The 26,428-nt window shown below is 35.2% G+C and carries 30 protein-coding genes; 14 read left to right on the forward strand and 16 right to left on the reverse strand.

The genetic code is table 11. The features are described from left to right. Positions 1-31 precede the first annotated feature (31 nt). From HS5_RS12435 to HS5_RS12445, 3 genes are read left to right on the forward strand one after another with little or no spacing between them, the layout of a single operon-like run. Positions 32-391: a hypothetical protein gene (locus HS5_RS12435; protein ID WP_236751687.1), complete on the forward strand. Its 360-nt coding sequence runs from the start codon at positions 32-34 to the stop codon at positions 389-391. Beyond that, positions 381-626, forward strand: coding sequence for a MazG nucleotide pyrophosphohydrolase domain-containing protein (locus HS5_RS12440; RefSeq protein WP_236751688.1), 246 nt, complete (start codon positions 381-383; stop codon positions 624-626). Before HS5_RS12435 ends, HS5_RS12440 begins: the two co-directional genes overlap by 11 nt. Before the next feature lie 3 nt (positions 627-629). After that, complete coding sequence (locus tag HS5_RS12445; protein WP_236751689.1) at positions 630-2,933, forward strand: tRNA(Met) cytidine acetyltransferase TmcA; 2,304 nt, start codon at positions 630-632, stop codon at positions 2,931-2,933. Between the two features lie 26 nt (positions 2,934-2,959). Here HS5_RS12445 and HS5_RS12450 read toward each other — a convergent pair whose 3' ends face one another. Next, complete coding sequence (locus HS5_RS12450; RefSeq protein ID WP_236751690.1) at positions 2,960-3,718, reverse strand: cytochrome C oxidase assembly protein; 759 nt, start codon at positions 3,716-3,718, stop codon at positions 2,960-2,962. Positions 3,719-3,820: 102 nt separating this feature from the next. Here HS5_RS12450 and HS5_RS12455 point away from each other — a divergent pair, with 102 nt between their 5' ends. Further along, positions 3,821-4,156: a hypothetical protein gene (locus HS5_RS12455; RefSeq protein WP_236751691.1), complete on the forward strand. Its 336-nt coding sequence runs from the start codon at positions 3,821-3,823 to the stop codon at positions 4,154-4,156. Between the two features lie 163 nt (positions 4,157-4,319). Continuing rightward, positions 4,320-5,723: an APC family permease gene (locus HS5_RS12460; RefSeq protein WP_236751692.1), complete on the forward strand. Its 1,404-nt coding sequence runs from the start codon at positions 4,320-4,322 to the stop codon at positions 5,721-5,723. On the opposite strand, the gene HS5_RS12465 is transcribed toward HS5_RS12460, so the two are convergent. Genes HS5_RS12465 through tldD form a run of 3 tightly spaced genes read right to left on the reverse strand, consistent with a single transcriptional unit; the run spans position 5,716 to position 8,742 of the window. Then, positions 5,716-6,108: a universal stress protein gene (locus HS5_RS12465; RefSeq protein ID WP_236751693.1), complete on the reverse strand. Its 393-nt coding sequence runs from the start codon at positions 6,106-6,108 to the stop codon at positions 5,716-5,718. The two genes, HS5_RS12460 and HS5_RS12465, sit on opposite strands and share 8 nt — an antisense overlap. A 59-nt stretch (positions 6,109-6,167) precedes the next feature. Beyond that, positions 6,168-7,412 (reverse strand): TldD/PmbA family protein, encoded by a 1,245-nt coding sequence (locus HS5_RS12470; protein ID WP_236751694.1) that lies wholly within the window; start codon positions 7,410-7,412, stop codon positions 6,168-6,170. Then, positions 7,405-8,742 (reverse strand): zinc metalloprotease TldD, encoded by a 1,338-nt coding sequence (gene tldD / locus HS5_RS12475; RefSeq protein WP_236751695.1) that lies wholly within the window; start codon positions 8,740-8,742, stop codon positions 7,405-7,407. Before tldD ends, HS5_RS12470 begins: the two co-directional genes overlap by 8 nt. A gap of 32 nt (positions 8,743-8,774) precedes the next feature. On the opposite strand from tldD, the gene HS5_RS12480 reads away from it, so the two are divergent. From HS5_RS12480 to cyoE, 4 genes are all read left to right on the forward strand, one after another. Next, the gene (locus HS5_RS12480) at positions 8,775-9,170 is read left to right on the forward strand and encodes a CopG family ribbon-helix-helix protein (protein ID WP_236751696.1); all 396 of its coding nucleotides are present in this window, start codon (positions 8,775-8,777) and stop codon (positions 9,168-9,170) included. Next, positions 9,167-9,829, forward strand: a complete 663-nt coding sequence (locus tag HS5_RS12485) for a phenylalanine--tRNA ligase beta subunit-related protein (RefSeq protein WP_236751697.1) — start codon at positions 9,167-9,169, stop codon at positions 9,827-9,829. Before HS5_RS12480 ends, HS5_RS12485 begins: the two co-directional genes overlap by 4 nt. Beyond that, positions 9,826-10,767, forward strand: coding sequence for a homoserine dehydrogenase (locus tag HS5_RS12490; protein ID WP_236751698.1), 942 nt, complete (start codon positions 9,826-9,828; stop codon positions 10,765-10,767). The genes HS5_RS12485 and HS5_RS12490 overlap by 4 nt, the downstream gene beginning before the upstream one ends. Before the next feature lie 61 nt (positions 10,768-10,828). Further along, positions 10,829-11,686: a heme o synthase gene (cyoE, locus tag HS5_RS12495; protein ID WP_236751699.1), complete on the forward strand. Its 858-nt coding sequence runs from the start codon at positions 10,829-10,831 to the stop codon at positions 11,684-11,686. A gap of 1 nt (position 11,687) precedes the next feature. On the opposite strand, the gene HS5_RS12500 is transcribed toward cyoE, so the two are convergent. Then, the gene (locus HS5_RS12500) at positions 11,688-12,251 is read right to left on the reverse strand and encodes a hypothetical protein (protein ID WP_236751700.1); all 564 of its coding nucleotides are present in this window, start codon (positions 12,249-12,251) and stop codon (positions 11,688-11,690) included. 61 nt (positions 12,252-12,312) lie between these two features. Here HS5_RS12500 and HS5_RS12505 point away from each other — a divergent pair, with 61 nt between their 5' ends. Continuing rightward, positions 12,313-13,086 (forward strand): enoyl-CoA hydratase-related protein, encoded by a 774-nt coding sequence (locus HS5_RS12505; RefSeq protein WP_276574437.1) that lies wholly within the window; start codon positions 12,313-12,315, stop codon positions 13,084-13,086. Positions 13,087-13,090: 4 nt separating this feature from the next. Here HS5_RS12505 and amrS read toward each other — a convergent pair whose 3' ends face one another. Then, a complete protein-coding gene (gene amrS, locus HS5_RS12510; protein WP_236751701.1) occupies positions 13,091-14,149 on the reverse strand; it encodes an AmmeMemoRadiSam system radical SAM enzyme in 1,059 nt (352 codons plus the stop codon). 33 nt (positions 14,150-14,182) lie between these two features. Between amrS and HS5_RS12515 the strand changes: the two genes are divergently transcribed. Continuing rightward, positions 14,183-14,641, forward strand: a complete 459-nt coding sequence (locus tag HS5_RS12515) for a DUF309 domain-containing protein (RefSeq protein ID WP_236751702.1) — start codon at positions 14,183-14,185, stop codon at positions 14,639-14,641. On the opposite strand, the gene HS5_RS12520 is transcribed toward HS5_RS12515, so the two are convergent. Beyond that, positions 14,570-15,055, reverse strand: a complete 486-nt coding sequence (locus tag HS5_RS12520; RefSeq protein WP_236751703.1) for an adenosine-specific kinase — start codon at positions 15,053-15,055, stop codon at positions 14,570-14,572. The genes HS5_RS12515 and HS5_RS12520 overlap by 72 nt on opposite strands. A 35-nt stretch (positions 15,056-15,090) precedes the next feature. After that, positions 15,091-15,480 (reverse strand): hypothetical protein, encoded by a 390-nt coding sequence (locus HS5_RS12525; RefSeq protein WP_236751704.1) that lies wholly within the window; start codon positions 15,478-15,480, stop codon positions 15,091-15,093. A 44-nt stretch (positions 15,481-15,524) separates the two neighbouring features. Between HS5_RS12525 and HS5_RS12530 the strand changes: the two genes are divergently transcribed. Beyond that, a complete protein-coding gene (locus tag HS5_RS12530) occupies positions 15,525-16,073 on the forward strand; it encodes a hypothetical protein (protein WP_236751705.1) in 549 nt (182 codons plus the stop codon). On the opposite strand, the gene HS5_RS12535 is transcribed toward HS5_RS12530, so the two are convergent. Continuing rightward, positions 16,070-16,258: a hypothetical protein gene (locus HS5_RS12535; RefSeq protein WP_236751706.1), complete on the reverse strand. Its 189-nt coding sequence runs from the start codon at positions 16,256-16,258 to the stop codon at positions 16,070-16,072. The genes HS5_RS12530 and HS5_RS12535 overlap by 4 nt on opposite strands. Before the next feature lie 39 nt (positions 16,259-16,297). On the opposite strand from HS5_RS12535, the gene HS5_RS12540 reads away from it, so the two are divergent. Beyond that, on the forward strand, positions 16,298-16,840 hold the full coding sequence (locus HS5_RS12540; RefSeq protein ID WP_236751707.1) for a cupin domain-containing protein: 543 nt from the start codon (positions 16,298-16,300) through the stop codon (positions 16,838-16,840). Positions 16,841-16,852: 12 nt separating this feature from the next. Here the strand turns inward: HS5_RS12540 and HS5_RS12545 are convergent, their stop codons facing one another. After that, complete coding sequence (locus HS5_RS12545; protein WP_236751708.1) at positions 16,853-17,818, reverse strand: 3-hydroxyacyl-CoA dehydrogenase family protein; 966 nt, start codon at positions 17,816-17,818, stop codon at positions 16,853-16,855. 100 nt (positions 17,819-17,918) lie between these two features. Between HS5_RS12545 and HS5_RS12550 the strand changes: the two genes are divergently transcribed. Beyond that, a complete protein-coding gene (locus HS5_RS12550; RefSeq protein WP_236751709.1) occupies positions 17,919-18,509 on the forward strand; it encodes a haloacid dehalogenase in 591 nt (196 codons plus the stop codon). Here the strand turns inward: HS5_RS12550 and lysX are convergent. From lysX to HS5_RS12580, 6 genes are all read right to left on the reverse strand, one after another. Continuing rightward, positions 18,495-19,340, reverse strand: a complete 846-nt coding sequence (gene lysX, locus HS5_RS12555) for a lysine biosynthesis protein LysX (RefSeq protein WP_236751710.1) — start codon at positions 19,338-19,340, stop codon at positions 18,495-18,497. The genes HS5_RS12550 and lysX overlap by 15 nt on opposite strands. Continuing rightward, positions 19,337-22,474 (reverse strand): carbamoyl-phosphate synthase (glutamine-hydrolyzing) large subunit, encoded by a 3,138-nt coding sequence (gene carB / locus HS5_RS12560; protein ID WP_236751711.1) that lies wholly within the window; start codon positions 22,472-22,474, stop codon positions 19,337-19,339. Before carB ends, lysX begins: the two co-directional genes overlap by 4 nt. Continuing rightward, complete coding sequence (gene carA / locus HS5_RS12565; RefSeq protein ID WP_236751712.1) at positions 22,461-23,573, reverse strand: glutamine-hydrolyzing carbamoyl-phosphate synthase small subunit; 1,113 nt, start codon at positions 23,571-23,573, stop codon at positions 22,461-22,463. Before carA ends, carB begins: the two co-directional genes overlap by 14 nt. Further along, positions 23,551-24,888: an argininosuccinate lyase gene (gene argH / locus HS5_RS12570; RefSeq protein ID WP_236751713.1), complete on the reverse strand. Its 1,338-nt coding sequence runs from the start codon at positions 24,886-24,888 to the stop codon at positions 23,551-23,553. Before argH ends, carA begins: the two co-directional genes overlap by 23 nt. Next, positions 24,888-26,066: an argininosuccinate synthase gene (locus HS5_RS12575; RefSeq protein WP_236751714.1), complete on the reverse strand. Its 1,179-nt coding sequence runs from the start codon at positions 26,064-26,066 to the stop codon at positions 24,888-24,890. Before HS5_RS12575 ends, argH begins: the two co-directional genes overlap by 1 nt. Before the next feature lie 123 nt (positions 26,067-26,189). Then, the gene (locus tag HS5_RS12580) at positions 26,190-26,348 is read right to left on the reverse strand and encodes a ribbon-helix-helix domain-containing protein (protein ID WP_236751715.1); all 159 of its coding nucleotides are present in this window, start codon (positions 26,346-26,348) and stop codon (positions 26,190-26,192) included. Between the last annotated feature and the right edge of the window lie 80 nt (positions 26,349-26,428).

Below are 26,428 nucleotides of genomic sequence, written 5' to 3' on the forward strand. Positions count from 1 at the left end.
TTAATTTGCAAGAGGTAATTAAGTATAAGCCTTGAACATTCCAGAAGAGACAAAAAAGGAACTTAAGGAAGGTGTTTGCGTAACTTGTTGTGATGAGTATGTAATATGCATGACGAGCGATTTACCTAAAGATTTTAATGCTCCAGTAGATATAGAGGTCGATAGGGATAGGGGAAACGTACTTTTGAGGAATATAATAAAAGATGATCCTCAAAATCCTTTATACATTGAGTATTACATTGATAAGAAATTTGTGGAAAATATATCGAAAACAAGGAAAATAGATATACTTTTTGTAAACAGGAGCTTTGATGAACTAGGAAAATTTGAAGTAAAGCTAATGAAGGAAGACCTCTCAATAATAAGGAGGGAAATAGGACTTGGAAATTAAGGAAGCTCAGGAAAAATTGAAGGAAATGTTTCTACAAAAGGATAAAGACAGAGGACTTTTTGCAACATTTACTTGGTTTACTGAGGAAGTAGGAGAATTAGCAACTGCTTTACTTTCTGGAGAAAAGGACAATATAGAGGAAGAGTTAGCAGATGTTATAGCTTGGGCTATTTCAATAGCTAATATGGAAAATATTGATGTAGAAGAAGCTTTAAGGAAAAAGTATAACTTATAAGCTATGCAAAGGAACGAATTTTACGAAGAGCTAAAGAAAGCTTTATGGGACGGAAAAGAGAAGTATTACAGAAACCTAGTTTACATAGAAAAGAACGATTACCTTGATGATCTTTTAACCTCTATTAAGATTTACCTAGAAGTGAATCCTAATCCAAGCGTAATTTACGCATTCCATCCTTGGGTCTCTAAAGCTAAAGATAGGAGAGATGCTGTTAAGGAATTATTTAGCAATTTTGAAGACGTAGATTACTCATCTACAGACGAAATTCTCGGAAATACATATGACCTAGTTATTTTAGATCTAGTGGATAATTTTCAACCAAATTATATAGGAAGATTGGTCGATTTAGCCAGAGGAGGAGGTCTAGTAATTTTATACACTAATAATTTAACTGAAAATAAAATGTTTAGAAATTCTATAATAAGAAATGGAAAAGTTCTCGATATTTACGAGAGAAGATTTAAGAAAAAATTGGAAGAACACGAAGGAATATTTATAGCTAACGAAAAAGGTTATGAAGTAAAGCCTTTTGTAGGCGAAACTAAAAGAGAGGAAGTGAAAATACCTCAAAGGACTTTAATGCCTAAGGAACTCCACGAAATAGCAATAAGCCAAGATCAAGTAAAAGTTCTTGAAGAGTTCTACTTTTTATTGCGAGGCGGGAAAAGAGTAATCTCTTTAACAGCTGCCAGAGGTAGAGGAAAGAGCGCAGTGACAGGCTTAGGTTTAGCCGGGATAATAAAGTTAAATTTAGACGACGGTTACGATACTGAAGTAACCGTAACTGCACCTTCTTTATATTCTGCTTCCCAAATTATGGAGTTCGCTAAAAAAGGACTAGATGCACTAAGGATTAAGAATAAGGAAAAAAGATCTGATACAGGATTTATAAGAGAAATAAGTGGAAACGGATTTCAAATTTATTATAAACCTCCTGATGCAGTATCTGAATCTGAAAGCAGCAAAGGTATTTTAGTTATAGATGAGGCAGCATCATTAGGAGTAAACTTTATTGATATAGCTTTGAGAAAATGGAGGAAAATAGTACTTGTAACGACAATTCACGGATACGAAGGTTCAGGAAAGGCTTTCATAAGGTATTTGAGGAAAATAATCTCAGAAAGGAAGGCTCCAGTTAAATTACTTACAATGCAAAAGCCATTAAGATATGCTGAGGGGGATCCAATAGAAAAGTGGCTTTATGATACGTTGGTCTTAAATCCAGAGCCTCAAAGACTTCCAGAGGATATTTCAATAGCATTTTATGAAACGCAAGATAAGGAAGAGCTATTCATGGATGATAATAAGCTTTTCCCAGTTTACGGGATACTGGTTTCTGCCCATTATAGAAATAACCCTGATGATCTAATGATCATGGCAGACGGAGTTCATCATTCTATAAAGACAATCTATTCGGGAGATTCTTACTTGGCAGTAGTTCAGACTTCTGAAGAAGGTGGATTATCAGATAATTTAATAGATTTAGCGTTAAGAGGAGGAACTTTTGACGGTGATCTAATACCGGATAGGTTATTAAAACACGTAAGATTAAGAGATTTTGGAAAGCTGAAGGGATGGAGAATAATAAGGATTGCAGTAGTTCCTGAACTCCAGGATAAGGGATTGGGTAGCAACATTCTCCGGATGGTAACTGAAGATGCGAAAGAAAAAGGGTTAGATTGGATAGGCTCAAGCTTTATGGGTGATTATAGGGTACTGAAGTTTTGGATAAACAATGGTTTTATTCCTATTCACGTATCGCCTGTAAGGAATGAAAAATATGGGGATTTTCCAGTAGTAGTAATTAAACCATTAACTGAAATTGCTAAGAAAATTATAGACATTTCCTCATTTATTTTTAAGGAAAAATTGCTTAACACTATTCACGACATTTACTTTAATATGTCTCCTCAAGTAGCTCAATTATTATTAAGAGGGAATAAGGCTTATAAAGACGTGAATTTAAGTAAGCTATATTTAGCCAAAATTGTAGCTTTTATTCAAGGTACTAGTCCTTATGAAGCTTCAGCAGATGGAATCCATTTATTAACGCTAAAATACTTCTGGGATTCCAAAAGAGACTGGTCTCTTTATGACGAGGAGGAGTGGATATTAATAGGTAAAGTACTTCAAGGAAAGCCTTGGGGATACTTATCCAGTCTATTAGGAATAAACAGGACACAGATGAACGAGTTTCTATATACTGCTATCACAACAATATTAGAAAAATATTATAATATTGATGCTGCAGGTAATATAGGTTATAGTCTCTCAGATTTAGGTGATGAATTCACAACACGATGATCGATGAGATAATGCACCTCGACTGATTACAATGTGTAATATATCAGTGATGCTACTATAAGTAAAGAGAACAATTGATGAAGCCCTACAGAAATTCCTGGTTTTACCGGGTTTTTATTTGAGCCTACGTATACTAACAATCCTACAGTTACTTCAGCTATTGTAAGCAGCAGAGGTATCCATAAAGCTTCTATGACTAGAGCTATCACGAAAATCGCTGCAAGTACGGCATGTATTAACCAAGCTCCTTGTAACCAATTCTTCGGCTTCCTAACATCTCCTATTTGGAATTTCATTTTCCTCATTCCAGTAACTACTCCGCCCATGAATATGACGAAATAAAGAAAGTGTGGAGGAAGCACAGCGTAAATGAAAAAGTGAAGAATATTAACGTCAAATCCTTTAAGGAAGATTACAAAATATGTCGCAAATACGCTATAAGCGGCTATATCGTGAAGCCCTTGGAAAAATGAAGGTAATTTTCCTGCAAGAACGTAAAGCGTTGCCATTCCAAGCAATGCAGTGGCTACTACTCCTAAAAATCCGACAAGACTAACTACCGAAAATCTCAATATTAAAAATGCTAAAGAAATTAATCCTACAATACTCGCGCTAATTCTATGAATTGCTTCTGGATCCTTCTTTGCTGCGGTTTGCAATATATCTCTAGTATACGGCCAATTTGTTCCTAAGGATAATCCGTATCCATAACCTTCTACTATTCCTCCTAAAACTATTGTTATACCTGCAAAAATTGATGCAAGTAAACTAATTTCCTTAAGCATAATATCCTTTTCAACTGCAGGGTAATAAAACGTTTGTTAAGATAATGGAACATTTTGTTAAATAAGAGTAAATTCTTTATTTTCTTCATGTAGATTAATCTTGTGTTAGATATACTTTGGAGAATTATAGATCTGCAACTTCCTCTAGTAAAATCTGACATGGAATCTTTCTTGGTAAAAGATGGAGAAATAACAGAGGATGATTTAAAAACATTTAATGAGGCTTCAGAACTAATAAAAAAGGCATATAATATTGCCGAAAATGACCTTAATTCGTCTAAAAACCTTTTAAAGGAAGCTCTTAGTAAGCTTGATGCAATAAAGCCTAAGAAACCCTTTCCTCCAGAGATGAGAATAAGGTTTGACGAGCTAAAATCATCAATACACGAAATTCTAGGTGAAAATAAAGTTTCTCAGCCCACATCTCCTAAAAGTTAATATTTTTTATATTTTGTTTCATTATATATAAATATATTTTTGAAACCCTTTAAGCTCAAAAAATATTTTTTATCGAGTATTCCCTTTAAGCTTTGCGGAGTTTACGAGTAAAAATTAGGGAAATTTTATAAATTCTTAAGACCGAAAAGCTTAAAGGGAGATCATGAGGCTCAGCAAGGGGTCAGTCTCACTAAAGGAAGCTTACGGTCAAGCTATGGCAGTAACTGCGCCTTTAGGTAGCGTAGTTTCTACCTCAACTGCCGCAATACTTTATGCAGGCTATTCAGTAGTATTTACTACATTGTTAGCCTTACTTGGCAGTGCTCTTTGGATTTTTACGCTTACAAGGTATACTTCAAAATTAGCCTCCGCAGGAGGATATTATACTTATGGTTATAGTGCTTGGAGGAGCAAGAAAATCTCATTCTTTGAAGCTCTTATAGAGGCTTTAGCTTATACATTCCTTAATGCAGTAAATGCTATTACTGTATATCTTATAATATCAATAACTTTAGGAATATTCGGAGTTTCTTTAACACCACTAGAGGAAGGAGCTATAATATTTCTTGCTATACTTTATCCTACAGTAATATCCTTTACTCATATAAAATTTGTTTTAGGTAAGGTAGTTTCGATAAGTGCGACTGCAGAAGCTTTACTGTTAATAGCAATGTTTGCTTTTTCACTAACTAAAGGTTTTCATTTTAATTACATGACGCCCGGTAACGTTCCAGTTCACGATCTTGCAACTGCATTTGTACTATCAATGGTGAGCATATCGGGTGCTGGAGCCGCGACATATTTGGGAGAAGAAGCAAAGCATCCTACAAAAACTATAACACTAGGAATGTGGTTATCACTTTTAATAGGCGGAACTGCAATGTTCTTAGGGACTTATGCTTTGGTTGCATTATGGAATGGCTCTCTTTCATCTTTATCTTGCTCTCCTCAGCCTTTAATTTATGAAATGTACTCCTTTGGCTTGTTACCGCTTTTAATAGCACTAATTATGTCAATAAACAGTTTATTTGCTTCGAACATAGGAACTACTTTGGGCGCTGCAAGGATAATATTTAATCTATCTAGAGAAAAATCTGCTCCATCGGCTTTTTCTAAAGTAAACAGCAGTAAAGAGCCTGTAATCGCTACAATATTTATAGGGAGTGTCACAGGAATAGTGACTGCATTATCTGTAGTATTTTTAGGAATAAATATTGCTTTTGCAGATATAAGTGCAATATCTGGAATATTATGGTTATCAGGTAGAATAATAGACGGCTTTGGCGTTCCTATTTTATATTACAGAATTGGCCAGCTTGGAATATTTAGTGCAGTACTGCCGTTAATGGCTACGGGTCTTAATGTCTGGGGAGTATCAGAAAGCATATCAGTGCCCGATATGGCTTCAATTGTAATATTAACTTCAATAGTTGCAGTATTATTGGGCTGGTATTTAATTAAAGGGAGGAAAGGCAATCCAGGCAGTCTTGTAGTCGATGATAATAACCAAGTAATAACTATAGACGAATATATAAAGAAATTGAAAGAAAAAAGTATTACTACTTAACAACTAAAACTGGATAAGGAGATTTACTAACTAACGCGGAAGACACACTACCTAAAATAACCCTTTTTAATCCCGTTAGACCTCTACTTCCAGTTACTATTAGATCGCACCCTATTTCCTTACAATAGCTTACTAAACTATCGGTTACATCATTACTTTCAAGTATTTTTTCCTTAACATTGTATCCTTCTAATTCACTTTTTATTTCATCTATTGATTTTTTGGCTTTATCCTCACTGTCTATTATAACTTGTTCGGGACTTTTTGGAGCTTCTTTTACTACGGTAACTATATGTATTTCGTCCTCCTTCTTGATAAATCTTAAAGCAAAAAATACTGCTTTCTTTGAGTAATCCGAACCATCATAGGCTAAAACTACTTTCATGAGAAAATATGTGTAATAAAATAATTATAAGTCTTTCTAACGTTTTAATTAAAAAATTTTTAGACTATACTTAAACCTTGAATTTCTAGGTCTCCAGTGTTTACATTACCTATCATTAATCTCCTCTTAGAGGATTTCTGAATTCCTTTAAGCAAGTCCTTCAAATTAGACGTTATAACTATCTCTTTTAATGAAATCTTTTTACCGTCCTTTACTACCCAAGCTACTGAACCTACTATGCTAAACTCTCCAGTATCAAAATTACTAGTATGAACTCCTTGAACTTCATCCACGAAAACTTTTCCTTCTTCTGATAAATCTTCTTCCTCATTATTCACGTAAAATTCTAAATTACTAGGATAAATATAAGGTATTGAAGAGTAACCTCTTGTCGCTGACGCTGTGTTTTCTCTTTTTGTTTTCAAAGACCAATAATAGTTACTGAGGAACTTTCTTACTTCAACGTTTATTATTTCATTAACTAAAGACTCCTGCCCTTCGCCATCAAAGGACCTGCTATAAACACTTTCCTCTGTCATAGGATTATCTATTATCTTCAAATTCTCATTAAGTACTTCTCCTTCTTTTAGAGGGCTTCTATGTCTATAATAATTCTCCAAAGATATTGCATAACTCAGTAGGGGTAATACTAAATAGTACACTGCTTTAGGAGTCAAAACTACGGATTTAGGCTTAAAGTCTAAAGCAGTTCTTTCAGACGTGATTCTGACTTTTTCTATTATACTATCTTTTAGTTCACTTATGTCTGCTGAAGGAGTTCTAAAGGATCTAGCTTCATAAATTTCCGGTCCTACATAACCTACATCCTTATAATTTGCACTCACACTTGCACTAATACCGCTCCTCTTCTCATTAACATTCATCCCTTCAGTACTTAAAATTCCTATTTCAGTAATCCATGCAGTAGAATTCAATGTTGCTACATTGATTTTCTCCTTCAATTCCTCTAATTCTTTGATTTTCTCCTTCACGCTCTCGTGTAAGTCAAATTTTTTATAAAGGTTCAAGTACCTTATTTTAGCAGGCTTAGGAATTTCGTTTGCTTCATCCTTTTCTGAAATTTTCCAAGATTTTATAGCGGAGTCTAGCAAATTATCATCTAGTCTAGTAGAGTAAGCAAATCCCACTTTTCCTTCTTTAAATACTCTAAGACCATAACCTTCTTCATTCAAGAATCTGGAGTATATTTGTTTTTCCTCATTTATTGAGAATTCACTCCTTTTTGCATAAAATATTTCTGCGGAATATCCTAAATTTTTAGCCTTATCCAATATCTCAAACATATCCTCCCACCTTAACCTTAACACTTATATAAGGACCTCCTGTCCCAACTGGGACGCTTTGCCCCCCTTTACCGCAAAAGCCAGGCCATACATCAAATTCTTTTGAAACTCCTTTTATTTTACCTAGAGTTTCTATTGTATAACCCGAAATTCCCATGTTTCTTATTGGTTCTCCTATCTCGCCGTTGTGTATATAATAGCCTTCTTGTATTCCGAACTGAAAAGTTCCATCTGGACTAGTCTGCCCTCCCAGAGGAGACACAATGAAATATCCTTCCTTTATTTCACTAATTAATTCCTCAACTTTCTTATCTCCTGGCAACATGAAAGTATTCCTCATTCTTATTAATATGGGACTTCTGAAGTCCTCTGCCCTTGCATTGCCTGTGGGTCTTTCTCCTAGGAAAGTTGAATAATATCTGTCAACCAGAAACTCCGACACCATTCCATTCTCCACAATTTTTACTTCTCTTCCTTCAACTCCCTCATCATCATAAGGTGTAATTCCTATTGCCATGTTATAATCCATTTTGGGGGCATCATGAACTGAAACGTAATCTGGGGCTATCTTCTTCCCCCTCAATTGACTCAGTATTCCGTTTACTGCTAAATCTGCCTCAGCCAAGTGTCCTAAAGCCTCGTGAGAGAAGACTCCTACAACATCCGGACCTAGAACTACGTCAAACTCTCCTGCCTTAGGAGTTTTACCTTTAAGCTGGTTATTTAGCCTCTTTCTCAAGGTATCTATCATTTGATTTGTATCGAAAACCTCTAAAGGATATCCTTTATAAGTATATGCAGAATAAAAGGAAGAAGCAATAACGTCACCCTCTCTAGCAACTGCAGAAATTGAGATGCCGTTTAACACGTATTCTTGATAAATTTCTCTTCCTTCAGTACTTGCATAATCTTTCTTTACACCTTCCTGAAAGTATCTAATGTTTACTGACTTTACTCTCTCATCCTTAAGAAGTTCCCCTTTAATTTTATCTAAGTCGTCCATTATTTCTTCTAAACTCTTTGAGGGGGGCTTTTGCTGTCTTATTATAACTTTATCCTTCTTTGGCGGTAAGAAAGTGATGTTTACCTTCTCATCGCCGTAAGCAGAGTCTATTGCATTTCTTACTTCTTCTTCCCCGAGCTTTGTAGAATTCGAGTATCCCCAATTTCCGTTGTTAAGTACTCTTAATGAGTACCCCTCATCAACTCCGTTTGTTATAACATATTTTCTGCTTTCTGTCACGTTGAGAGATAATTCATCATATCTGTAATGCCTAACATCTGCAAATATTGCCCCAAGGTTTTCAGCTTTTTTTAAAACTTCTATCATTTAATAAAAACCTCCTTTTCCTATTTTTAAGTATGAATGTAGAAAAGATTAGTGTTTCGATTCCTAAAGATGTAATGGAACAACTTGATGAATTCATGAAGAACTCTTCCTCTCTTGATAGATCTAAGATCTTTCAAATTGCGATTAAAAACTTCTTAGATGAGAATTCTCCAGAAGACATAGAAGTTGTCGGAATACTAAACATAGTGTATAACGATGAAGTTACAGACGAGATTACTAAATTGCAACATGAGAAACTTTCTTCCATAATTTCAACTCTTCACATTCATTTGAATGAAAAAGAGTGTATGGAAGCTATAGCAGTAAAAGGCAAAAAGTCAGACTTAGTAAAACTTGTCTCCTCATTATCCCAAATTAAAGGAGTTAAAAAGGCTAAATTATTAACATATGAAGTGGAGGAGAAATGAACATAACGGTAAGCCAAGATTGCAAAAATCTCGGAATATTTATAGCGCATACTGAAATCCTTGGAGTCACTAATAGCAAAGGAAAACTAGATGAAGAAATGAGGAAAGTTGAAGAAATGTACTCTCAAGAAGACCCTGAAAAGTTAAAGTTAAATCCAGTAGTACGGGCTTATAGAGACTTTTATTGGAAAATAGGCATAGATCCAACTAAAGTAAGACCTGCAGGAGAAGCTCTGAGGAGAAGAATTAACAGAAACGGAAAACTTCCAAGGATAAACGATATAGTTGATTCAGGTAATATAGCAAGCTCCTCAACTCTTGTTCCCATAGGGATTTATGATATGTCAAAGATTATAGGCGAACCTTCAATAGTACTAAGCAAGGGCGGAGAGGAGTTTTATGCAATAGGAAAAGATAAACCTGAAATCCTTCAAAAGGGAATTCCAGTAATGGTAGATAAAGAGAAGGTTATGCATATTTATCCCCATAGGGATTCAAAAATTACTAGTGTTACAGACTCTACAAAAGATATATTAATTGTAGGAGCTGGAGTTCTTGGAGTACCGCAGGAGATAGTAGGAAATGCAGTAAGCATGGTAGTAGAATTAGTGCTTAATTACTTGGGAGGAAAACAAACACACCAGGTGATTTTTAGTTGAAAGTAATGCTCGTAGGATACGGAAATGTAGGAAAAGCCTTTAGAAAGTTAATTCATGAAAAGAGAGTTAGGGAAGCAGAAGACGTAAAGATAGTAGGAATAGTTACTACAAGAGGACTAATGTTAAAAGACCAGGAAGAGTTTACTGTAGATAAGAAAGTAGACGTTTTACAAGCGTTAGATGAAGTTCAACCAGACGTAGTTATAGACATGGCTTCTGCTAACTATAAAACTGGAGAACCATCACTTTCCTTGTATTTAACTGCATTAAAGAGAGGGATTCATGTTATTACTACAAATAAGGCTCCTCTGGCTTTAAAATATAAAGAGGTATTGAGTACTGCTGTTTCTCATAGTTCTAAAATATTTTTCCAAGCCACTGTAATGAGCGGGACTCCTTCAATAAACCTCTATAGGATTTTGCCTGGAATGAAAGTGAAGACAATAAGGGGAATATTAAACGGAACAACTAATTACATCCTGACCAGGATGAGTCAAGGTCTTTCATTTGCTGAAGCATTAAGGGAGGCTCAAGAATTAGGTTACGCTGAAAGGGATCCAACTTTAGATATAAATGGTTTTGATGCAGCTGGGAAGATAACCATCTTATCTAACGTTTATTTCTCTAGGAGTATTTCAATTAACGATGTAAAATTCGAAGGAATTAAAGACGTGGATATTAAAGGAGCTATGGAAAGAGGTAATAAAATAAAGCTGATAGCTTACGCTGATGAAAAAGAAACGTACGTAAAACCTATGGAGGTTAGTAAAGAAGACTTCCTTTACAACGTCGATGGAGTTAATAATGCTTTAGAAATAGAAAGCGATATTCAGAAAATTAATATTGTAGGTCCTGGGGCAGGTCCTTTAAATGCTGCATATGGTGCATTTTCAGACTTGATTTTATTATTGAGAGGAGAGAATTTACCAGGATTGTAAAATATTAGAAATCTTATAAACCAAATTTTTAATCTTAAAAACTAAAGTAGGTTAGAGAATCATGGCAACTTCACCTAGCGTAAAACTAATTTATTACGCAAAACTTAGTAAACCTAGAATTATCTGGTTATTAGATCTTGCAGCGATTGCAGGAGCTGCACTAACTGCAAGGTTCCTCATAATTCCGTTAATTTCCGTGCTTATAGGCGGAACTTTAGCTTCTGGAGGAGCAATGATAATAAATGAAGGGGTAGAAATTGATAAGGATAAAGTTATGAAAAGGACTTCTAAGAGACCTACAGTTATGGGGTATGTAAGCAAAAAAGAGGCTATACTTGTTGGTTCCATAATGTTAGCTATAGGCTCGGCTATAGGATTAATAGCAAATCCTTTAACAGCGTTTTTCATACTTCTTGGAGGATTAATTTATGTTTTTGTTTACACAATTTGGCTTAAGCCAAGGACTCCATTAAACATAGTAATTGGTGGGTTTGCAGGAAGTGCAGCGGCTTGGGCAGGTTATGCCGCAATGACCGACTCTTTCACTATTTCTTCAATACTGTTAGGTTTGTTAATATTCATGTGGACTCCGGGGCATTTCTGGTCTTTAGCCTTGAAATTCAAGGAGGATTACTCTAAAGCTGGAATTCCCATGTTACCTGTACTTTTACCAGAGAAAGATTCCGCAAAATATATTGCGATTTCCAATGCTTTAATGGCTCCATTTGCGCTATCGCTTTACCTTTATGTAGGGATTCCTTATTTAATAGTAACATCTATAATGACTGCGCTATTGCTTTATAATTCAATAATACTATTCAGACATCCAACTGCAGAAGAAGCTTGGAGATCTTTTAAAATATCAGCTCCTTATCTAGCTGTGATACTAATAACTATAATAATTTTAAAAATAATTTAAACTAATAAGAAATAGATACCTTCATGTAAGCTTCATCCTTATTTGTTAAATTAATTTCAACTATTGTATCTCCACATCTTTTTCTCAATACTATTCTATCTTCATGAACTTCCACTCTAAGATTAGAACAAGATCCTAAAGACCTTAATTTATAATAATAATATGGATTTTTCATCTTCTTCAGAGCTTTATTAAAAACTTTATCAAAGAGAACATTGGGATCTGAGAATTGTGAATAAGAAATAGGGACCTTAAGAGTAATTTCAATATAGTACTCGTTAGGAACAACCTCTACATTCTCGTAAGTCCTAGAGATCACAAAGGACGCTATTAAAGGTGTAATAATAACTACTATAAAGGAAATATAGAACAATTGTTTAAAATATTCAAAAGTAATTGCAGCGGAAGTTAGCAAGCTTACAGGAATGCCCAGAAAGACGTAAGGTAACGATTCTATAAAATCTCTGAGTTTATTAATGCTTATTACACTATAAATAGTACTCCCTGCTATAGGTACTGCTGATACAGGCAAATAAATAAGAAGATTCTTGTCTAATCTGTTCATAATTCTATATTCGTATAACCCAAATTAAAGCATTTATTAATATCTTTTTATAGAGATAACTATGGAAACTCTCGAAACCAAAATTGAAAACGGAATAGGTTGGATTATATTAAATAGACCGGATAAACTGAACGCTATAAATTTAAAAATGTTAGAAGAACTTGAAGCTGAAGCAAAAAAATTTGAAGAAAATAGCGAAGTTAAAGTAATAATTTTTACTGGAAATGGCAAAGCCTTTTCTGCAGGAGCAGACATATCTCAATTTAAAGAGTTAAATTCTATCTCAGCATGGAATTTTGCTAAAAAAGGTAGGAAAGTTATGGATTACATAGAGAGTATAACTAAGCCTACAATAGCAATGATTAACGGTTATGCATTAGGTGGAGGGCTAGAACTAGCTTTAGCTTGTGACTTCAGGATTGCTGCTGCCGAAACATCTCTAGGCTTACCAGAAATTAATTTAGGAATCTATCCAGGATTTGGAGGAACTCAGAGGTTGGTAAGAACTATAGGAAAAGCAAGAGCTTTGGAACTCATAATGACCGGAGATAAAATTTCAGCAAGCGATGCAGAAAGAATTGGGCTAGTAAACAAGGTAGTTCCGTTATCCTCTCTAAAGGAGGAAACAATAAAATTTGCATCAAGGTTGATGGAGAAATCTCCAATAGCTTTAGCAATTCTGAAGACTGTAGTATTATATGGTAATGATTCGCCACTACTAGACGGCTTAAATATGGAGAGTCTAGGTTGGGGAGTGGCGTTCTCTACTGAAGATGAAAAGGAAGGAGTTAACGCATTCCTTGAAAAGAGGAAGGCAGAATTTAAAGGAAAATAATTTTTTAAATAAAGACCGGCTCGAATCTGTCTTCCTCAAATGCGTGCTTAGATAATTTTCCAACAATAGGCAACTGATATCCGCAGTATTGACATCTCATATCTTCAGTTAAGTGCCATTCAGTTATTCTAAATCCATCTCTTCCTATTACTAAATTATGACATCTAGGGCAATAAGTGCTTTCATAAGGATGCCCTGGGACATTCCCAATATAGGCGTAATTAAAGCCTAAGGATTTAGCTAGATTATAATGCTTTTCCAAAGTTTCTACCGGAGTCCAGGGAAGATAATCAAGCTTATAATCTGGATGAAATCTCAAGAAATGTATTGGAACGTCAGGACCTAGAATATCCATGATTTTCTTAAGTAAATTTTCTGCAGCCTTTAGATCATCTCCTATTTGAGGAACAATTAAGTCAGTAATTTCAACATGAATTCCATTCTTGTGAAGTTCTCTAATGGTTTCCAGTATTGGTTCTGGACCTGAAGCACCAGTATATCTCTTCATAAACTTCTCTTCACCGTTCCCCTTAAAATCTACAGTAACTGCATCAAGGAAATCTCTTACATACTCAACGAGCTCGTTAGTCCAGTAGCCATTACTTACCATGGTGTTAAATAATCCTCTTTTTCTCGCTATTACCCCAGTATCGTGTGCAAATTCTGCAAATATTGCAGGTTCGTTATAAGTGTAAGTAATTCCTTCTGCCTCATATGAAATAGCCATGTCAACTAATTCTTCAGGAGATACTTCATAGCCCTCTGCTCTCCTCCTCTGGCTTAAATCATAATTTTGACAGTACATGCACATCCAATTACAGCCATAAGTTGAGAATGAGAAAACTTTAGATCCAGGATAAAAGTGCACTAAAGGTTTCTTCTCTATCGGATCTACATGTGCAGCAGCAACTTTTCCGTAAACGTCTAGGTAAAGTTTACCGTTCCTTACAGATCTAACTCCACAAAAGCCTATTTGCCCTTCCCCTATTAAACATCTTCTGGCACATGCTAAGCACCTTATTCTGTCTCCTTCTTTCCTATATAACACTGCTTCTTTGCTCATCACATTAATATTGTTTTTATAAAATAAAAAGCAATGACTAGCACTGAAAGAAAATTGTCACGTTTTATCTTGCTTTATCCTTTAGTAGTTAGTATAACTAATCTTAAAGATGTAAATATTATAGATATAAGGCGCTGTAAATATACTGAAATAGATATAATAGATGATCCTCAGAAAGTTATTAGTATACTAGGTCAGCCTATAAAGATTATTCGAATTGGAGAAATTAAAGAGAGTTTCCAAGAATTATTCTTTAATTGCAGATTTTGGGAGGCTCACGAAGTATTAGAAGGTATTTGGAGGAAAGAAACTGATGAAAAAAAGAAGAAATACCTTCAAGGTTTAATATTATTATGTGCTTCAATGATTCATTATTTAAAAGGACATGAGGAAGTTTCCGATGAGCTAATTGGCAAGGCTTTATCTCTTATATCCGAACTTCCTGAGGATATCCTTCCTCTCCTTTATATCAACGTCTCCTTCAACTCCTAAGGGAGTATAACCGTCAACAACACCTATTACTCCTCTCCCTTGGTCAGTTTCCGCTACTAATACTTGCAGTGGGTTTGATGTTGCAGCAAAAATTCTGACAACTTCTTCAACGTTCTTAATTCTGTTAAGAACATTTATGGGATATGCATTCTTTATGTAAATTACAAAAGTATGTCCTGCACCTATTCTTCTTGCATTATCTATTGCAAGCTTTATTAACTCATCATCATTTCCGTCAAATCTTACTAATCTCTTACCGCTTGCTTCATTAAAAGCTATACCGAATTTTATGGTCGGGGATGAAGAAGCTAACGTTTCATATAGATCCTCTACAGTCTTTATAAAATGGGATTGGCCTATTATTACGTTTGTACCTTCTGGAATGTCTATTCTTACAACATCTATATTTACCATATGATAGAGTTCTTGAGAGAGGTAAAAAATTTACATCACGTTGAGTACAAATAGGCATAACTTATTGTAACTTCCTTTGAGGAAGTTAACGAAACGCTAGCACTATAATGAAGCTGAGTCACGAAGACTTTATAGTTGCCAGGAGGCAAATGGAATGTTACAATTCCTTGTGAGTTTGTGAAGTTAGCAGTAACATAATGCCCTTGAGAAGTATAAATTTCTACATATGCATCTGAAAGAGGAGAAACTCCACCAAGAGGCCCGTAATTCATTAGAACTTTAACCTCTAAAGTTTCTTCACTTGAAGATGAAGGCGGTAGATTGCTTATACTTACTGTAGTCTTGTAAGTTGAAGCCATGTAAACTCCTACTACTGTTAATAACAAAATTACAACTCCTAGAGCGAGCAATAATTTCTTATTCATGCCAAAAAGACTATAATAGCCCGGTATTTAAATTGATTCAAAATATGTTAGAAGGGATAATAGACGGTTTAAGATATGCGTTAAAGTATGAAAGGTCGATACTAAGGAGGTATTTAATATTAGGCTCTTTTGACGGGTTATTGCTTACTATAGGAATAATAATGTCAGCAATAGTAGAGAACATTAAGGTAAAAGATACTGAAATAGCAATATTGAGCGGTTTAACTGCGGTCTCCATTTCCTCAATGTGGAATTCCTTAATAGTTGAAGCTAAGGAAAAGAGGGAAGAATATAAGGAACTGGAGAGACAGATGATGAAGAGTTTAAAAGGAACAGTCTACGACTACGGAACTAAGGTTACTATTATTCTTTCAGCTTTTGCTCATGGCGCGTCACCTTTCTTGGGTTTAATAGTGCTTTATTCCTATGTTACAACAAGGAATGTAGTAATGGTGCTTTCATCTTCCTCATTTGTATTATTCTTGCTTGGATTATCTTATGAGGGCGAAATAAAGGATAAAATAGAATCTGGTGTTTTGATACTTCTAGCAGGTCTATTTACAGCGCTTTTGACTTATTTACTTGGAAGTTAAAGCCACCATCCTGAAGCACTCCAACAACCGTATCTTTCTAACATTTCAATACAAGATTTCTTGTCACCTCTTTTACACGCTTCACATAACTTACCGTAATCATTGACTGTATCTTTATCGCAAATTAATTTTCCACATATTATTACACAAATTTCGTCTCCATCTTTAACATAACAATCATTCATAATAGACACCTTTTTAAACTGTTTAAACTGTTTAAACAAATGGAGCATGTATTAGAAAGAGAAGATAGACAGGAGGAACTAACTAAGGGAATTAAGTCTTTAGTTAAAGAAATTGAAGGAGATGACCTCAAAGTAGTAACTTTCATGGAATATACTTCACCGCCTAAGGAAGTTAAACCCAAAGTAATTAAATTTAACAAAGCTTTAGAGCTTTTAAGATTAATAGCCAAACAAGGCAAAGTGGAGGAAGGCGTTGCAAAGATAATGTTCTACAGCCCAAGCACTGAAAGATCTAGAGGACTAACTCCCACAATGATGGCAGGATTACAGTATATAGAACCGGGAGTATCTACAAAGCCTCACTCTCATAACATGGCTTCAATTTATCTTGTAGTAAAAGGTAAGGGATATTCTATCATTGATGGCGAAAAATATTACTGGGAGGAAGGAGATATATTTGTAGTTCCTGCTAATGCTGTTCACTCTCACGTAAATACATCTGGCGAAGAAGTTGTATTATTTGATGTAACTGACTCTGGATTACTAGAAAACTTAGGAATACTGGAATTTAAGGAAGAATAAAATAAGAAAAACCTATTGCCCATTATTTTGTTTCTTATCTCCCCATACAATTTTATATATTTGAAATAATTTTTCGTCTCTCCATTTTGATAGTTCTTGGAAGCTCTTTCCTCTGATGGTACTATATTCCTTCATTTGCTGTACTGCCCTCACAACTCCCGTGTAAGGGAACTTATCGTATTTAGCTAAACTATACATCCATTCATTTGCACCATAACCGAAGCCTCTGTTAAAGAAGTACTCTAGTCCTCCTTCTCCTCCCCCTAAGTGGTAAGTTAGGAAAGGTCCCATAAAAGCCCATCTTAAGCCTATTGCCGCAGTCATTACTTTATCTATATCTTCTACGGTTGCGATGCCTTCATCTACTAGATAGACCGCTTCCCTAAATAACGCAAAAGCCAATCTATTACCTAAGAATCCAGGTACTTCCTTCTTTAACACTACAACAACTCTATCTAATTTTTCCATGAAATCCTTAGTTTCATTTAACGTTTCTTGAGAAGTCTTTTCTCCAGGAACTATCTCAACTAAAGGTAATAAATGAGGAGGATTCCAAGGGTGGGCAATTACACCTCTTTCTGGATATCTTTTCATCGCTTTCTGAATTTCAGTCATTAGTAAACCAGAAGTACTACTGCTTAATATTACATTTTTATCCAATTTTTCATCAAGATAAGAGAAAACTTTCTTTTTAGTATCATAATCTTCTATTATTGCCTCTATAACGAAGTCAGTACCTTCTATTGCTTCGTCCATGTTAACTGTAGTATGAAGATTTTTCATGTAATAATCAGGATCTTTATCTACAAGTCCCATGTTTTTCATTACTTCCAAATAAGATTTTATTTTCGCAACTCCTCTATCTAGAGTTTCCTTCTTATCTGTATATAGAGAAACTTCGTATCCTTTAGTTGCTAATAATGTAGCCCATCCAGAGCCTATTAAACCTGCACCTATTACGCTAACGCGTTTTATCATATGGTTTATACTATATAAGTAATATAAGTATGTTTCTATTGTTTCTTCTCGTGTATAGAATTATAGCTCAACTTTTTACTTAGACTTCCTATTTAACTTCATGATAGAGGAAATTCAGGTTTACTTGGAAGGAATAGAGAAGAAACTCACAGAAAGGTTTGATAATAGGGAAAAACTTCTCCTTCTATCAAGAGAATTAATAAGAACTTGCGGAGAAACGATTTCACTTTCGCATAGGCAAAAGAAGGAAGAAGCATTAAAGAAATATGAAGAAGCTGTGCAAAAGGCTAAGGAAATAGAACAAATAATTAACCAATATCCTGAATTACTTTACGGTGATGTAGGCACATCGTTCCAGGAACTCGCAGAGGCAAGCGTTGTAATTAACATGTACTTTGGAGGAAAACTTTACCTTGCAGACAATTTGGGAATTCCAGATATGTATTACGTTCTAGGAATAGCAGACGCAATAGGAGAAATGAGGAGAGCGATTTTAGAATTCTTAAGGAAAAGCGACTACGAAAGTGCTGATAAATTCTTCAATTATATGGAAGAAATTTACGAAGAACTTTGGAGGTTTGAGTACCCTAAGTCTTTAATTCCAGGCTTAAGACAAAAAATTGATGCATTAAGGAGAATTTTAGAAGAGACTAGACATGACCTATTTCTAGCTAAGTTAGGAAAAGTTTGAGATAATATAATTAACAAGTTTTTCTGCAACGTTTATTCCAGTAGCTAACATAAATCCTTTGAACTCTGGAGTATCGTTAAGTTCATTTATAACATAGCCCTTGCTGGCATGCTCTAATACATCTATTGAGATAAACTCTCCATTAACTACACTTGCTGCTTTTAATGCGGTCTCTCTAAGTTTTTCATCAATAACTATGGAAGAAGGAGAACCTCCTAAAGCCACATTAGCTCTCCACTCATTTGGCGGAATATTCCTTGCATAGCAGCCAAGTAATTCCTTACCCATTACTATGCACCTTATATCCCTATTTTTTTCTTTAATGTATTCTTGAACTATGTGGACTTTAAGTGCTGAATTCCCTAGCATTTCCCTGTGTTCTATAATTGTCTTACCCTCAAAAATATCCCTTATTAAAGAAACCATTCTTCCCCAACTTCCAATAGGTGGCTTATCTATCAATGGAAAGCCTATCTGTTCGTATGCCTTTAGCGTTGCATCTGGAGACATTGCTATTACTGAATCTGGTATAGGAACTCCTGCTTTGAATAGCTTGGAATAAGTTAGTATTTTATCTCCTGCTACTGTTATTACTTCGGAAGAGTTTATTGTATGAACTCCTACACTTTCAAATACTGCTGCAGAGTAGAGAGACCTGTACATGCTTATTGCCCTTATTAAGGCTACATCGTATCTATCTAAAGCTCTGTTAAAGGGCAAAGGTTCTTGAGCTACATTTATTACGTCGTATTGAATACCTTTCTCATTTAAAGTTTTTACTATCATTTTTTCCTCTTGTCTTATTATATCAACTACTAAAGCTACCTTCATATTCCACCACCGTAATCCCTCATTTCATAATAAGTTAACCTTGAATTGAGGAAGCCTTTAGTTAATTCCATTCCTAACCTTCCGTTAAGGACTAAAGGTACATTATAGTCAACTGCCTCTCTCCTAATCTGATAATCTATATCCTTCAAATAACCGTTAGTTATTACGATACCTACTTTAGAACTTGTTATCAACTCTACTGCAGTGTTTATATCAACTTCTTCCTCTCCCTTTAATCCAGTTTCCTTCAAAGTTATAACCTCTATACCATAGTTTCTCAAATTATTTGCCGCTTCCTTTAAATATTCCTCATTTCCTAGTCCGTAAATTAATGCATACTTTCCTTTCTCTGGAATTTTATTAGGAATAACTGAAAGCCAGCTCTTCACAAGTGCGTCATAAAAATCAATTCCGAAAGATGCCGCTTCGCCTGTACTTCTCATTTCTGGTCCTAACATCGGATATGCACCCCTTATTTGAGTCCAAGAGAATTGAGGAGACTTAACTGCCCAAGCTTTTGAGGAAGGTTCATAAAAATCGTCTAAGTTTAGCCCATTAATTATAGCATGTAAAGCCTTGTCTATTAGGTTAACCCCTTTAGCCTTACTGCTGAAAGGCATTGATCTGCTAGCTCTTAAATTTAATTCTATAACATAAGGAGTATTATCCTTAATTACAAATTGTAAATTGAAAGGTCCTTTAATTTCAATTTCTCTAGCAATTCTTAAAGCATCTTCCTTCATTTGTTTAACTACATCTTCTTTCAATTTCCTTGTTGGTACACTCATTGTAGCATCTCCACTGTGAACTCCTGCTTCCTCAACATGCTCTATAACTACTCCCAACACTCCTTTTCCATCACTTACCGCATCAATTTCTGCCTCTATTGCATTATCTAAATACTTTGATATAACGACGGGATATTTAGTGGATATTTTCAAATTATTAATGAAATTAAGCAATTCTTGTTCATTGTAAACTATTTTCATTGAAGAACCGCTTAGAACGTAGCTAGGCCTAATTAAAAGTGGAAATCCTACTTCTCCCGCAAACTTTCTGATATCTTCAATAGAAGATGCCGAAATCCATAAAGGCTGTTTTATAGCTAGTTTGTCGAGAAGCTTAGAGAACTTCTCCCTATCTTCTGCTATATCAACATTATGACCTGCAGTACCCAATAATCTAATTCCTGAATCTTCTAACATTTTAGCTAAATTATTTCCTATTTGACCCCCAGTGAAAGTAGCCACATACCTAAAGTTTTCCTTATTTACTACATCAATTATCCTTTCCAAAGTTAATTCATCGAAATACAACTTCTTTGCAATGTCCCAATCTGTAGACACGGTTTCTGGATTATAGTTAAGTATAGCTACATCGTCAAAGTACTTTAACGCAGCGTCTAGCAAACTTACTACACTCCAGTCAAATTCTACTGAAACTCCTATTCTAAATACTCCTGCTCCCAGTATAAGCAGTTTATTTGCATTGGTTGAAAATTCTATATCATCCTCACTGCCGTTATATGTTAAATAAAGGTAATTGGTTATCGCGGGCCATTCTCCTGCTAAAGTATCTATTTGCTTAACTACTGGCTTTATTCCTTCGATTTCCCTTATTTTCCTAATTTCCTCATTAGTCTTATTCACTTTCTTGGCAATTTGTTCATCACTAAAGCCTAACTTTTTAGCCTCAAGTAGTATATCCTTATTTACTTCTTTTAGATTCTCATAAAATTCAACTAGATTCTTAATCTTATTAAGGAAGAACCTATCTATTCCAGTTACTTCATAGACTTCATCTATTGTAGCACCTTCCTTGAACGCTTTAGCGGTATAAAGGAACCAGTAAGGATATTTGTTCTTTAAGTATTTTAAAAGCTCCTTCTTTGTAAGTAAAGAATTGTAAACTTTACCCCCTACGATTCCAGGCTCTCCAATATCTAGCATTCTGACTGCCTTTTGCAGCGCTTCTTCAAAAGACCTTCCAATGCTCATAACTTCTCCTATGCTCTTCATCTCAGTTCCTAAAGACATATCGGCGTTCTCAAACTTCTGCAGATCCCACCTAGGTATTTTTATTACTACGTAGTCTAAGCTTGGTTCAAAGCATGCACAAGTTGATCCTGATACTCTATTCAGAACTTCGTAGAGAGAATATCCTAAGGATAATTTTGCAGAAACATAAGCTAAAGGATAACCGGTAGCTTTACTTGCTAACGCGCTACTTCTTGACATCCTTGGGTTAGTTTCAATAATGTAGTGTGTATAGCTATTAGGATCTAAAGCAAACTGAACGTTACATTCCCCTACTAAATCAATGGACCTTGCAACTAGTTCAGCCCTAGTTCTCATATCTTGATACTCTTGATTATCTAAAGTTTGACAAGGTGCAATAACGGTAGATTCTCCCGTATGAACACCCATAGGGTCTAGGTTCTCTATACAAGCTATTACTGCAGAATTGCCTTTATTATCCCTCATTACTTCATACTCAAGCTCCTTCCACTGGTATAAGTATTTCTCTATTAAGACCTCATGAGTATAACTTTGTGAGAAAGCCCTACCTATATCCCTCTTAAGTATCTCTTCATTCCATGCTACGGTTGATCCTCTCCCTCCTAAGTTGAAACTTACCCTCACCATTACTGGATATCCTATTTCTCTAGCCTTCTGTATTGCTTCTTCCTCATTTTTTGCTGATAAGCTTGGAGGCACTGGTAGATTAACATTAATCATTGTCTCCCTGAACTTCTCCCTACTTAATGCCCTTTCAATTCCTTCAATAGGAGTTCCCAAGACATTTACTCCGTACTTTTGCAGTATTCCTCTCTTGTACAGATCTACGCCAACGTTTAGTGCGGTTTGTCCTCCGAAGCCTATCATTATACCGTCTGGCCTTTCTTGTTCAATAACTTTTTCTACGGCCCACCACGTTACTGGTAACATGTAAATTTTATCAGCCATTTTATAGCTAGTCTGCACTGTGGCAACGTTTGAATTTACTAATATTGTTTGAATTCCTTCTTCCTTTAATGCTTTTAACGCTTGACTCCCACTGTAATCAAACTCGGCCGCTTCTGCAACTTTTATAGGCCCAGAGCCTACAACTAATACTTTCTTAAGGTCTACCACTTTCAATCACCTTCTTAAACTTATCAAATACCCATGTTACGTCCCAAGGACCCGGTCTTGCCTCGGGATGGAATTGAGTGGTGATTATTGGAAGCTTTTCATGCACCATCCCTTCAACTACTCCATCATCTGGGTTGTAGAACCAGACTTTCATATCCTTTGGAACATCTTCTTTAAATATCCCGTAACCGTGATTATGCGTAGTAATATAACATTTATTGTCAGTAACGTCTATTACTGGCTTGTTTATTGCCCTATGTCCATACTTCATCTTCCTTACATTCCCTCCTAAAGCTAAAGAAGTGATTTGGTGACCTAAACAAATTCCCATTATTGGAACCTTGTATTCTGTAAGTTCCCTGTAAGTCTTTATTAAACCTTGGAGCAATTTTGGATTTCCTGGACCGTTGCCGAATACAATCCCCTTAGGAGAGTAATCCATTATCTGATTTGCGGTGAAGTTACAAGGTACTCTAACTACAGTGTAACCTCTGGAATTTAACTGGTAAAGTATACCGTGCTTTATTCCGCAGTCTACTAAGACTATTATGCCTTTCCCAGTGCCTTGATGAATTATTGGTGATTTAGGAGAAGTAAATTGAGTAAAGTCAATTTCGTCGTATTTCTTTTCCAAGTATTTTCTTGGATCATCTACTTCAACTCCAGAAGATATTATACCCATCATTACTCCCTTATTCCTAGCTCTCTTCACTAACATTCTAGTATCAACGTCGGAGATTCCAGGAATTCCTTCAGATTTTAGCCAATCGTGAAGAGACATTTGGGAATTCCACTTATAAGGCTCAGTTTCCTCAGCTACTACTAAACCCTCTACTTGTATCCTTTCTGATTCAAAATTCCTCAGAATTCCATTTTCAGTTATAGGCTTAGGTATTCCGTAATTTCCTACAAGAGGATGGGTAATTATAAGTATTTGACCTCTATATGAAGGATCTGTTAAGCTCTCAGGATAACCGTTCATTGAAGTAGTAAATACTACTTCCCCTGCCCTTATTCCTTTAGCTCCAAAGCCGCAGCCTTCTATAAACGTTTCGTCCTCAAGGTAAATATATCCTTTATAGCCCCTCTTGCAGATCATTCTCTATCGCCCTTAATTGAGAGATTTTATTTGAAACATTTGTCTTAAATTCATTTAATCTAGATTTATTTTCCTCAATTCTGTCTCTTGCTTTTTTAATATCATTTTTGAGAATTCCTGGATTTGGAGATCCTTCAGTTTTCTTTGAATTTATAGATTCTTTGAAATTTATTGAAGGAGTAAAGGTGCCCTTCATAACTTTAGAGGAGACTTCAAAATAAGCTTTTCTGTAAGGAATCCCTTGTAAAGAGAGGCTCTCTGCCTCGTCAGTTGCAAGCATTGAGTAATCTAGACTAGCTTGTAAAACTTCAATCCCTTCAAATAAAGATTTAAGTACCGAAATAGAGGATTTTGCATAATCAAAGGAATACCAATAATATTTATTCATCTCCTGCATATCTAAATCATATCCTGAAGGCAATCCTTTATACATAGATGACAAGGATGTAAAGAAACCTATCAACTCTCCAGCTTTAGCTCTCATTATTTCCATAGTTACCGGATTCCTCTTTTGAGGCATTAAACTGCTAGTGCTTACTTGATTATCAGGGAGTTTAACTAATTTCATTGAGGAAAATATTACCATATCTTCAGCAATCCTACTCAATACTAACAAAAGGCTTACTATACTACCAACTGAGGAAATTAAGTCTATCCTTGAAGACGTTGCAGAAATCGTGTTTGTTATTATCTCATCAAAGCCTAACATTTCTGCTTCTCTTTCCCTATTTATACTTACATTACTTCCTACAATCGCACCGCTTCCTAATGGGGACCTATTTATTAATTTTAAGTTTGAAAATAAAAGCTCCCAAGCAGAGTAAAGTTCTTCTTCTATATAAGCTAAATAATGCCCAAAGGTTGTTGGCTGTGCAGGCTGTAAGTGAGTAAAGCTGGGAAATATAACATCTACAAATTTATCAGCCTTATCTAGTAGCACTTCCCTCAATTTTATTAATTGATCTAATATTGAAAGAAGTTCTTCTCTAGACTTAAGCCTTAATGCAGTTGCGACATGATCGTTTCTGCTCCTACCTAAACCTATCCATCCTCCTTCCTCTCCTACCTTTTTTATTATGTAATCTTCTAAAGCTTCATGAATATCTTCATAACCACTGGGAATCTCTTTGAACTCGTTTATAGCAGAAATTATTTTCCCAGCAGTTTCCTTGTTTATTATTTTATCTAGGTAAAGTTCTATTACATGAGCTTTCATTGTTAATTTTACTTCATTTATTATCTCGTTGTCAAATTCAACAGACGATGTAAATGATATGACCTCGTCTCCTGAAGATCCCCATTTTCTGTATAACATTATGAACTCCTCACCTTTCTGGCAAGTAGTGAATGCAATCCCCAAATTTCTATAAATCCTTTAGCCATTTCTTCCGTAGGATACCATCCTTTATTATAAGAAGCAATCTTGTCAGAATAAGGAGAGTAAGGAGAATTCCTGCCCAATATCCTTAGGCCGTTCTCTCCTATCTCTACCTCAACATCTCCAGTAACCCAATTATTCATGTCAACTCCTACTTTCTGCAAAGTTTCTCTTAAAGGCTCGTACCACAGACCTTGATACACTAAATCACTCCACTCACTATCAATGCTTCTCTTAAACCTTAGTTCCAAAGGAGTATAAACTGTCTTTTCCAAATCTTTATGAGCGGAAATTAAGCATAATGCTGCAGGCGCTTCGTAGACTTCCCTTGATTTAAATCCTACAACCCTATTTTCTAAGTGGTCAACTCTTCCGAAGCCTAAACTTCCTGCGATCATATTTAAACTATCTATTAAATTCAAAAGAGGAATTTTTTCTCCGTTTAGAGCTACTGGAACTCCCTTGTCAAAGGTTATAATGACTTTTTCCTTACTTTTTGTTGAAGCCTTCCTGGTCAGCTCAAACGCATCTTCTGGAACTTCCTTTGATGGATCCTCAATAATATCACCTTCAATGCTCCTTCCCCACAAATTCTCATCTATACTGTATTTATTGCTCTCTTCCTTTATCGGAATTCCGTGCTCCTTTGCATATTTAATTTCATCTTCCCTAGTCATATCCCAGCTCCTTGCAGGAGTTATTATTTTTGCGTCTGGAATACTGGCTTTAATTGCTAAATCAAACCTAACTTGATCATTACCTTTTGAAGTTGAACCATGAGCTATGTATTCTGTGCCTTCTTTTTTAGCTACTTCGACGATTTTCTCAGCTATTAAGGGCCTTGCTAATGCTGTTGAAAGAGGATAAACTTCCTCATAAAGTCCGTTCATTATAATATCATTTTTTATGAATTTTTCTACGAATTCCTCCTTTGCATCTATAGTGTAATGCTTACTTGAGCCTGCAATATAGGCTCTTTCTTCCAATTTTGCGAAGTCTTCTTTTTGTCCCACATCAACGCTTACTGTTATTACTTCAGCTTGATACTTTTCTTTTAACCATCTTATGGATACTGTAGTGTCTAGTCCTCCCGAATAAGCTAAAACTATTTTCATTTCAAGAAATCGGGTTTCATCAGAGTTAAAAGCTATGAAGATAATGAAAATAGCGTATTTCTCTATAAAGGTAATGCTGAAGGATTACCTCAAAAATCTCTATATATAGACTTAACAGAACTTTTATGTAATTCTACTCGATTTTTTAGTTAAATAGAATTTTAATGCTTCTTTTATAAATTCGGTTCTATTGTCAAAGCCTAATTCTTTATACTTTCTATCGACTTCTCTTACTAATTCTTCTTTTAATCTAACACTAATAACTTTCCTCATGATAATCATTGTATCAAGAATGTCATGGTAGTAAAAAAGGCTTTAGGTTGAATAAAAGGAGAAATAAAATAAATAGTCGTTAAAATAAA

It is taken from the genome of Acidianus sp. HS-5 (assembly GCF_021655615.1).
In the GTDB taxonomy this organism is placed as follows: Archaea; Thermoproteota; Thermoprotei_A; order Sulfolobales; family Sulfolobaceae; genus Acidianus.

Bases quoted from the DNA above. Each gene is read 5' to 3' on its own strand.
- HS5_RS12445 (WP_236751689.1), top strand. From the start codon at position 630: ATGCAAAGGAACGAATTTTACGAAGAGCTAAAGAAAGCTTTATGGGAC.
- HS5_RS12450 (WP_236751690.1), bottom strand. From the start codon at position 3,718: ATGCTTAAGGAAATTAGTTTACTTGCATCAATTTTTGCAGGTATAACA.
- HS5_RS12460 (WP_236751692.1), top strand. From the start codon at position 4,320: ATGAGGCTCAGCAAGGGGTCAGTCTCACTAAAGGAAGCTTACGGTCAA.
- HS5_RS12465 (WP_236751693.1), bottom strand. From the start codon at position 6,108: ATGAAAGTAGTTTTAGCCTATGATGGTTCGGATTACTCAAAGAAAGCA.
- HS5_RS12470 (WP_236751694.1), bottom strand. From the start codon at position 7,412: ATGTTTGAGATATTGGATAAGGCTAAAAATTTAGGATATTCCGCAGAA.
- tldD (WP_236751695.1), bottom strand. From the start codon at position 8,742: ATGATAGAAGTTTTAAAAAAAGCTGAAAACCTTGGGGCAATATTTGCA.
- HS5_RS12480 (WP_236751696.1), top strand. From the start codon at position 8,775: ATGAATGTAGAAAAGATTAGTGTTTCGATTCCTAAAGATGTAATGGAA.
- HS5_RS12485 (WP_236751697.1), top strand. From the start codon at position 9,167: ATGAACATAACGGTAAGCCAAGATTGCAAAAATCTCGGAATATTTATA.
- cyoE (WP_236751699.1), top strand. From the start codon at position 10,829: ATGGCAACTTCACCTAGCGTAAAACTAATTTATTACGCAAAACTTAGT.
- HS5_RS12500 (WP_236751700.1), bottom strand. From the start codon at position 12,251: ATGAACAGATTAGACAAGAATCTTCTTATTTATTTGCCTGTATCAGCA.
- HS5_RS12505 (WP_276574437.1), top strand. From the start codon at position 12,313: ATGGAAACTCTCGAAACCAAAATTGAAAACGGAATAGGTTGGATTATA.
- amrS (WP_236751701.1), bottom strand. From the start codon at position 14,149: ATGAGCAAAGAAGCAGTGTTATATAGGAAAGAAGGAGACAGAATAAGG.
- HS5_RS12515 (WP_236751702.1), top strand. From the start codon at position 14,183: ATGACTAGCACTGAAAGAAAATTGTCACGTTTTATCTTGCTTTATCCT.
- HS5_RS12520 (WP_236751703.1), bottom strand. From the start codon at position 15,055: ATGGTAAATATAGATGTTGTAAGAATAGACATTCCAGAAGGTACAAAC.
- HS5_RS12525 (WP_236751704.1), bottom strand. From the start codon at position 15,480: ATGAATAAGAAATTATTGCTCGCTCTAGGAGTTGTAATTTTGTTATTA.
- HS5_RS12530 (WP_236751705.1), top strand. From the start codon at position 15,525: ATGTTAGAAGGGATAATAGACGGTTTAAGATATGCGTTAAAGTATGAA.
- HS5_RS12535 (WP_236751706.1), bottom strand. From the start codon at position 16,258: ATGAATGATTGTTATGTTAAAGATGGAGACGAAATTTGTGTAATAATA.
- HS5_RS12540 (WP_236751707.1), top strand. From the start codon at position 16,298: ATGGAGCATGTATTAGAAAGAGAAGATAGACAGGAGGAACTAACTAAG.
- HS5_RS12545 (WP_236751708.1), bottom strand. From the start codon at position 17,818: ATGATAAAACGCGTTAGCGTAATAGGTGCAGGTTTAATAGGCTCTGGA.
- HS5_RS12550 (WP_236751709.1), top strand. From the start codon at position 17,919: ATGATAGAGGAAATTCAGGTTTACTTGGAAGGAATAGAGAAGAAACTC.
- lysX (WP_236751710.1), bottom strand. From the start codon at position 19,340: ATGAAGGTAGCTTTAGTAGTTGATATAATAAGACAAGAGGAAAAAATG.
- carA (WP_236751712.1), bottom strand. From the start codon at position 23,573: ATGATCTGCAAGAGGGGCTATAAAGGATATATTTACCTTGAGGACGAA.
- argH (WP_236751713.1), bottom strand. From the start codon at position 24,888: ATGTTATACAGAAAATGGGGATCTTCAGGAGACGAGGTCATATCATTT.
- HS5_RS12575 (WP_236751714.1), bottom strand. From the start codon at position 26,066: ATGAAAATAGTTTTAGCTTATTCGGGAGGACTAGACACTACAGTATCC.
- HS5_RS12580 (WP_236751715.1), bottom strand. From the start codon at position 26,348: ATGATTATCATGAGGAAAGTTATTAGTGTTAGATTAAAAGAAGAATTA.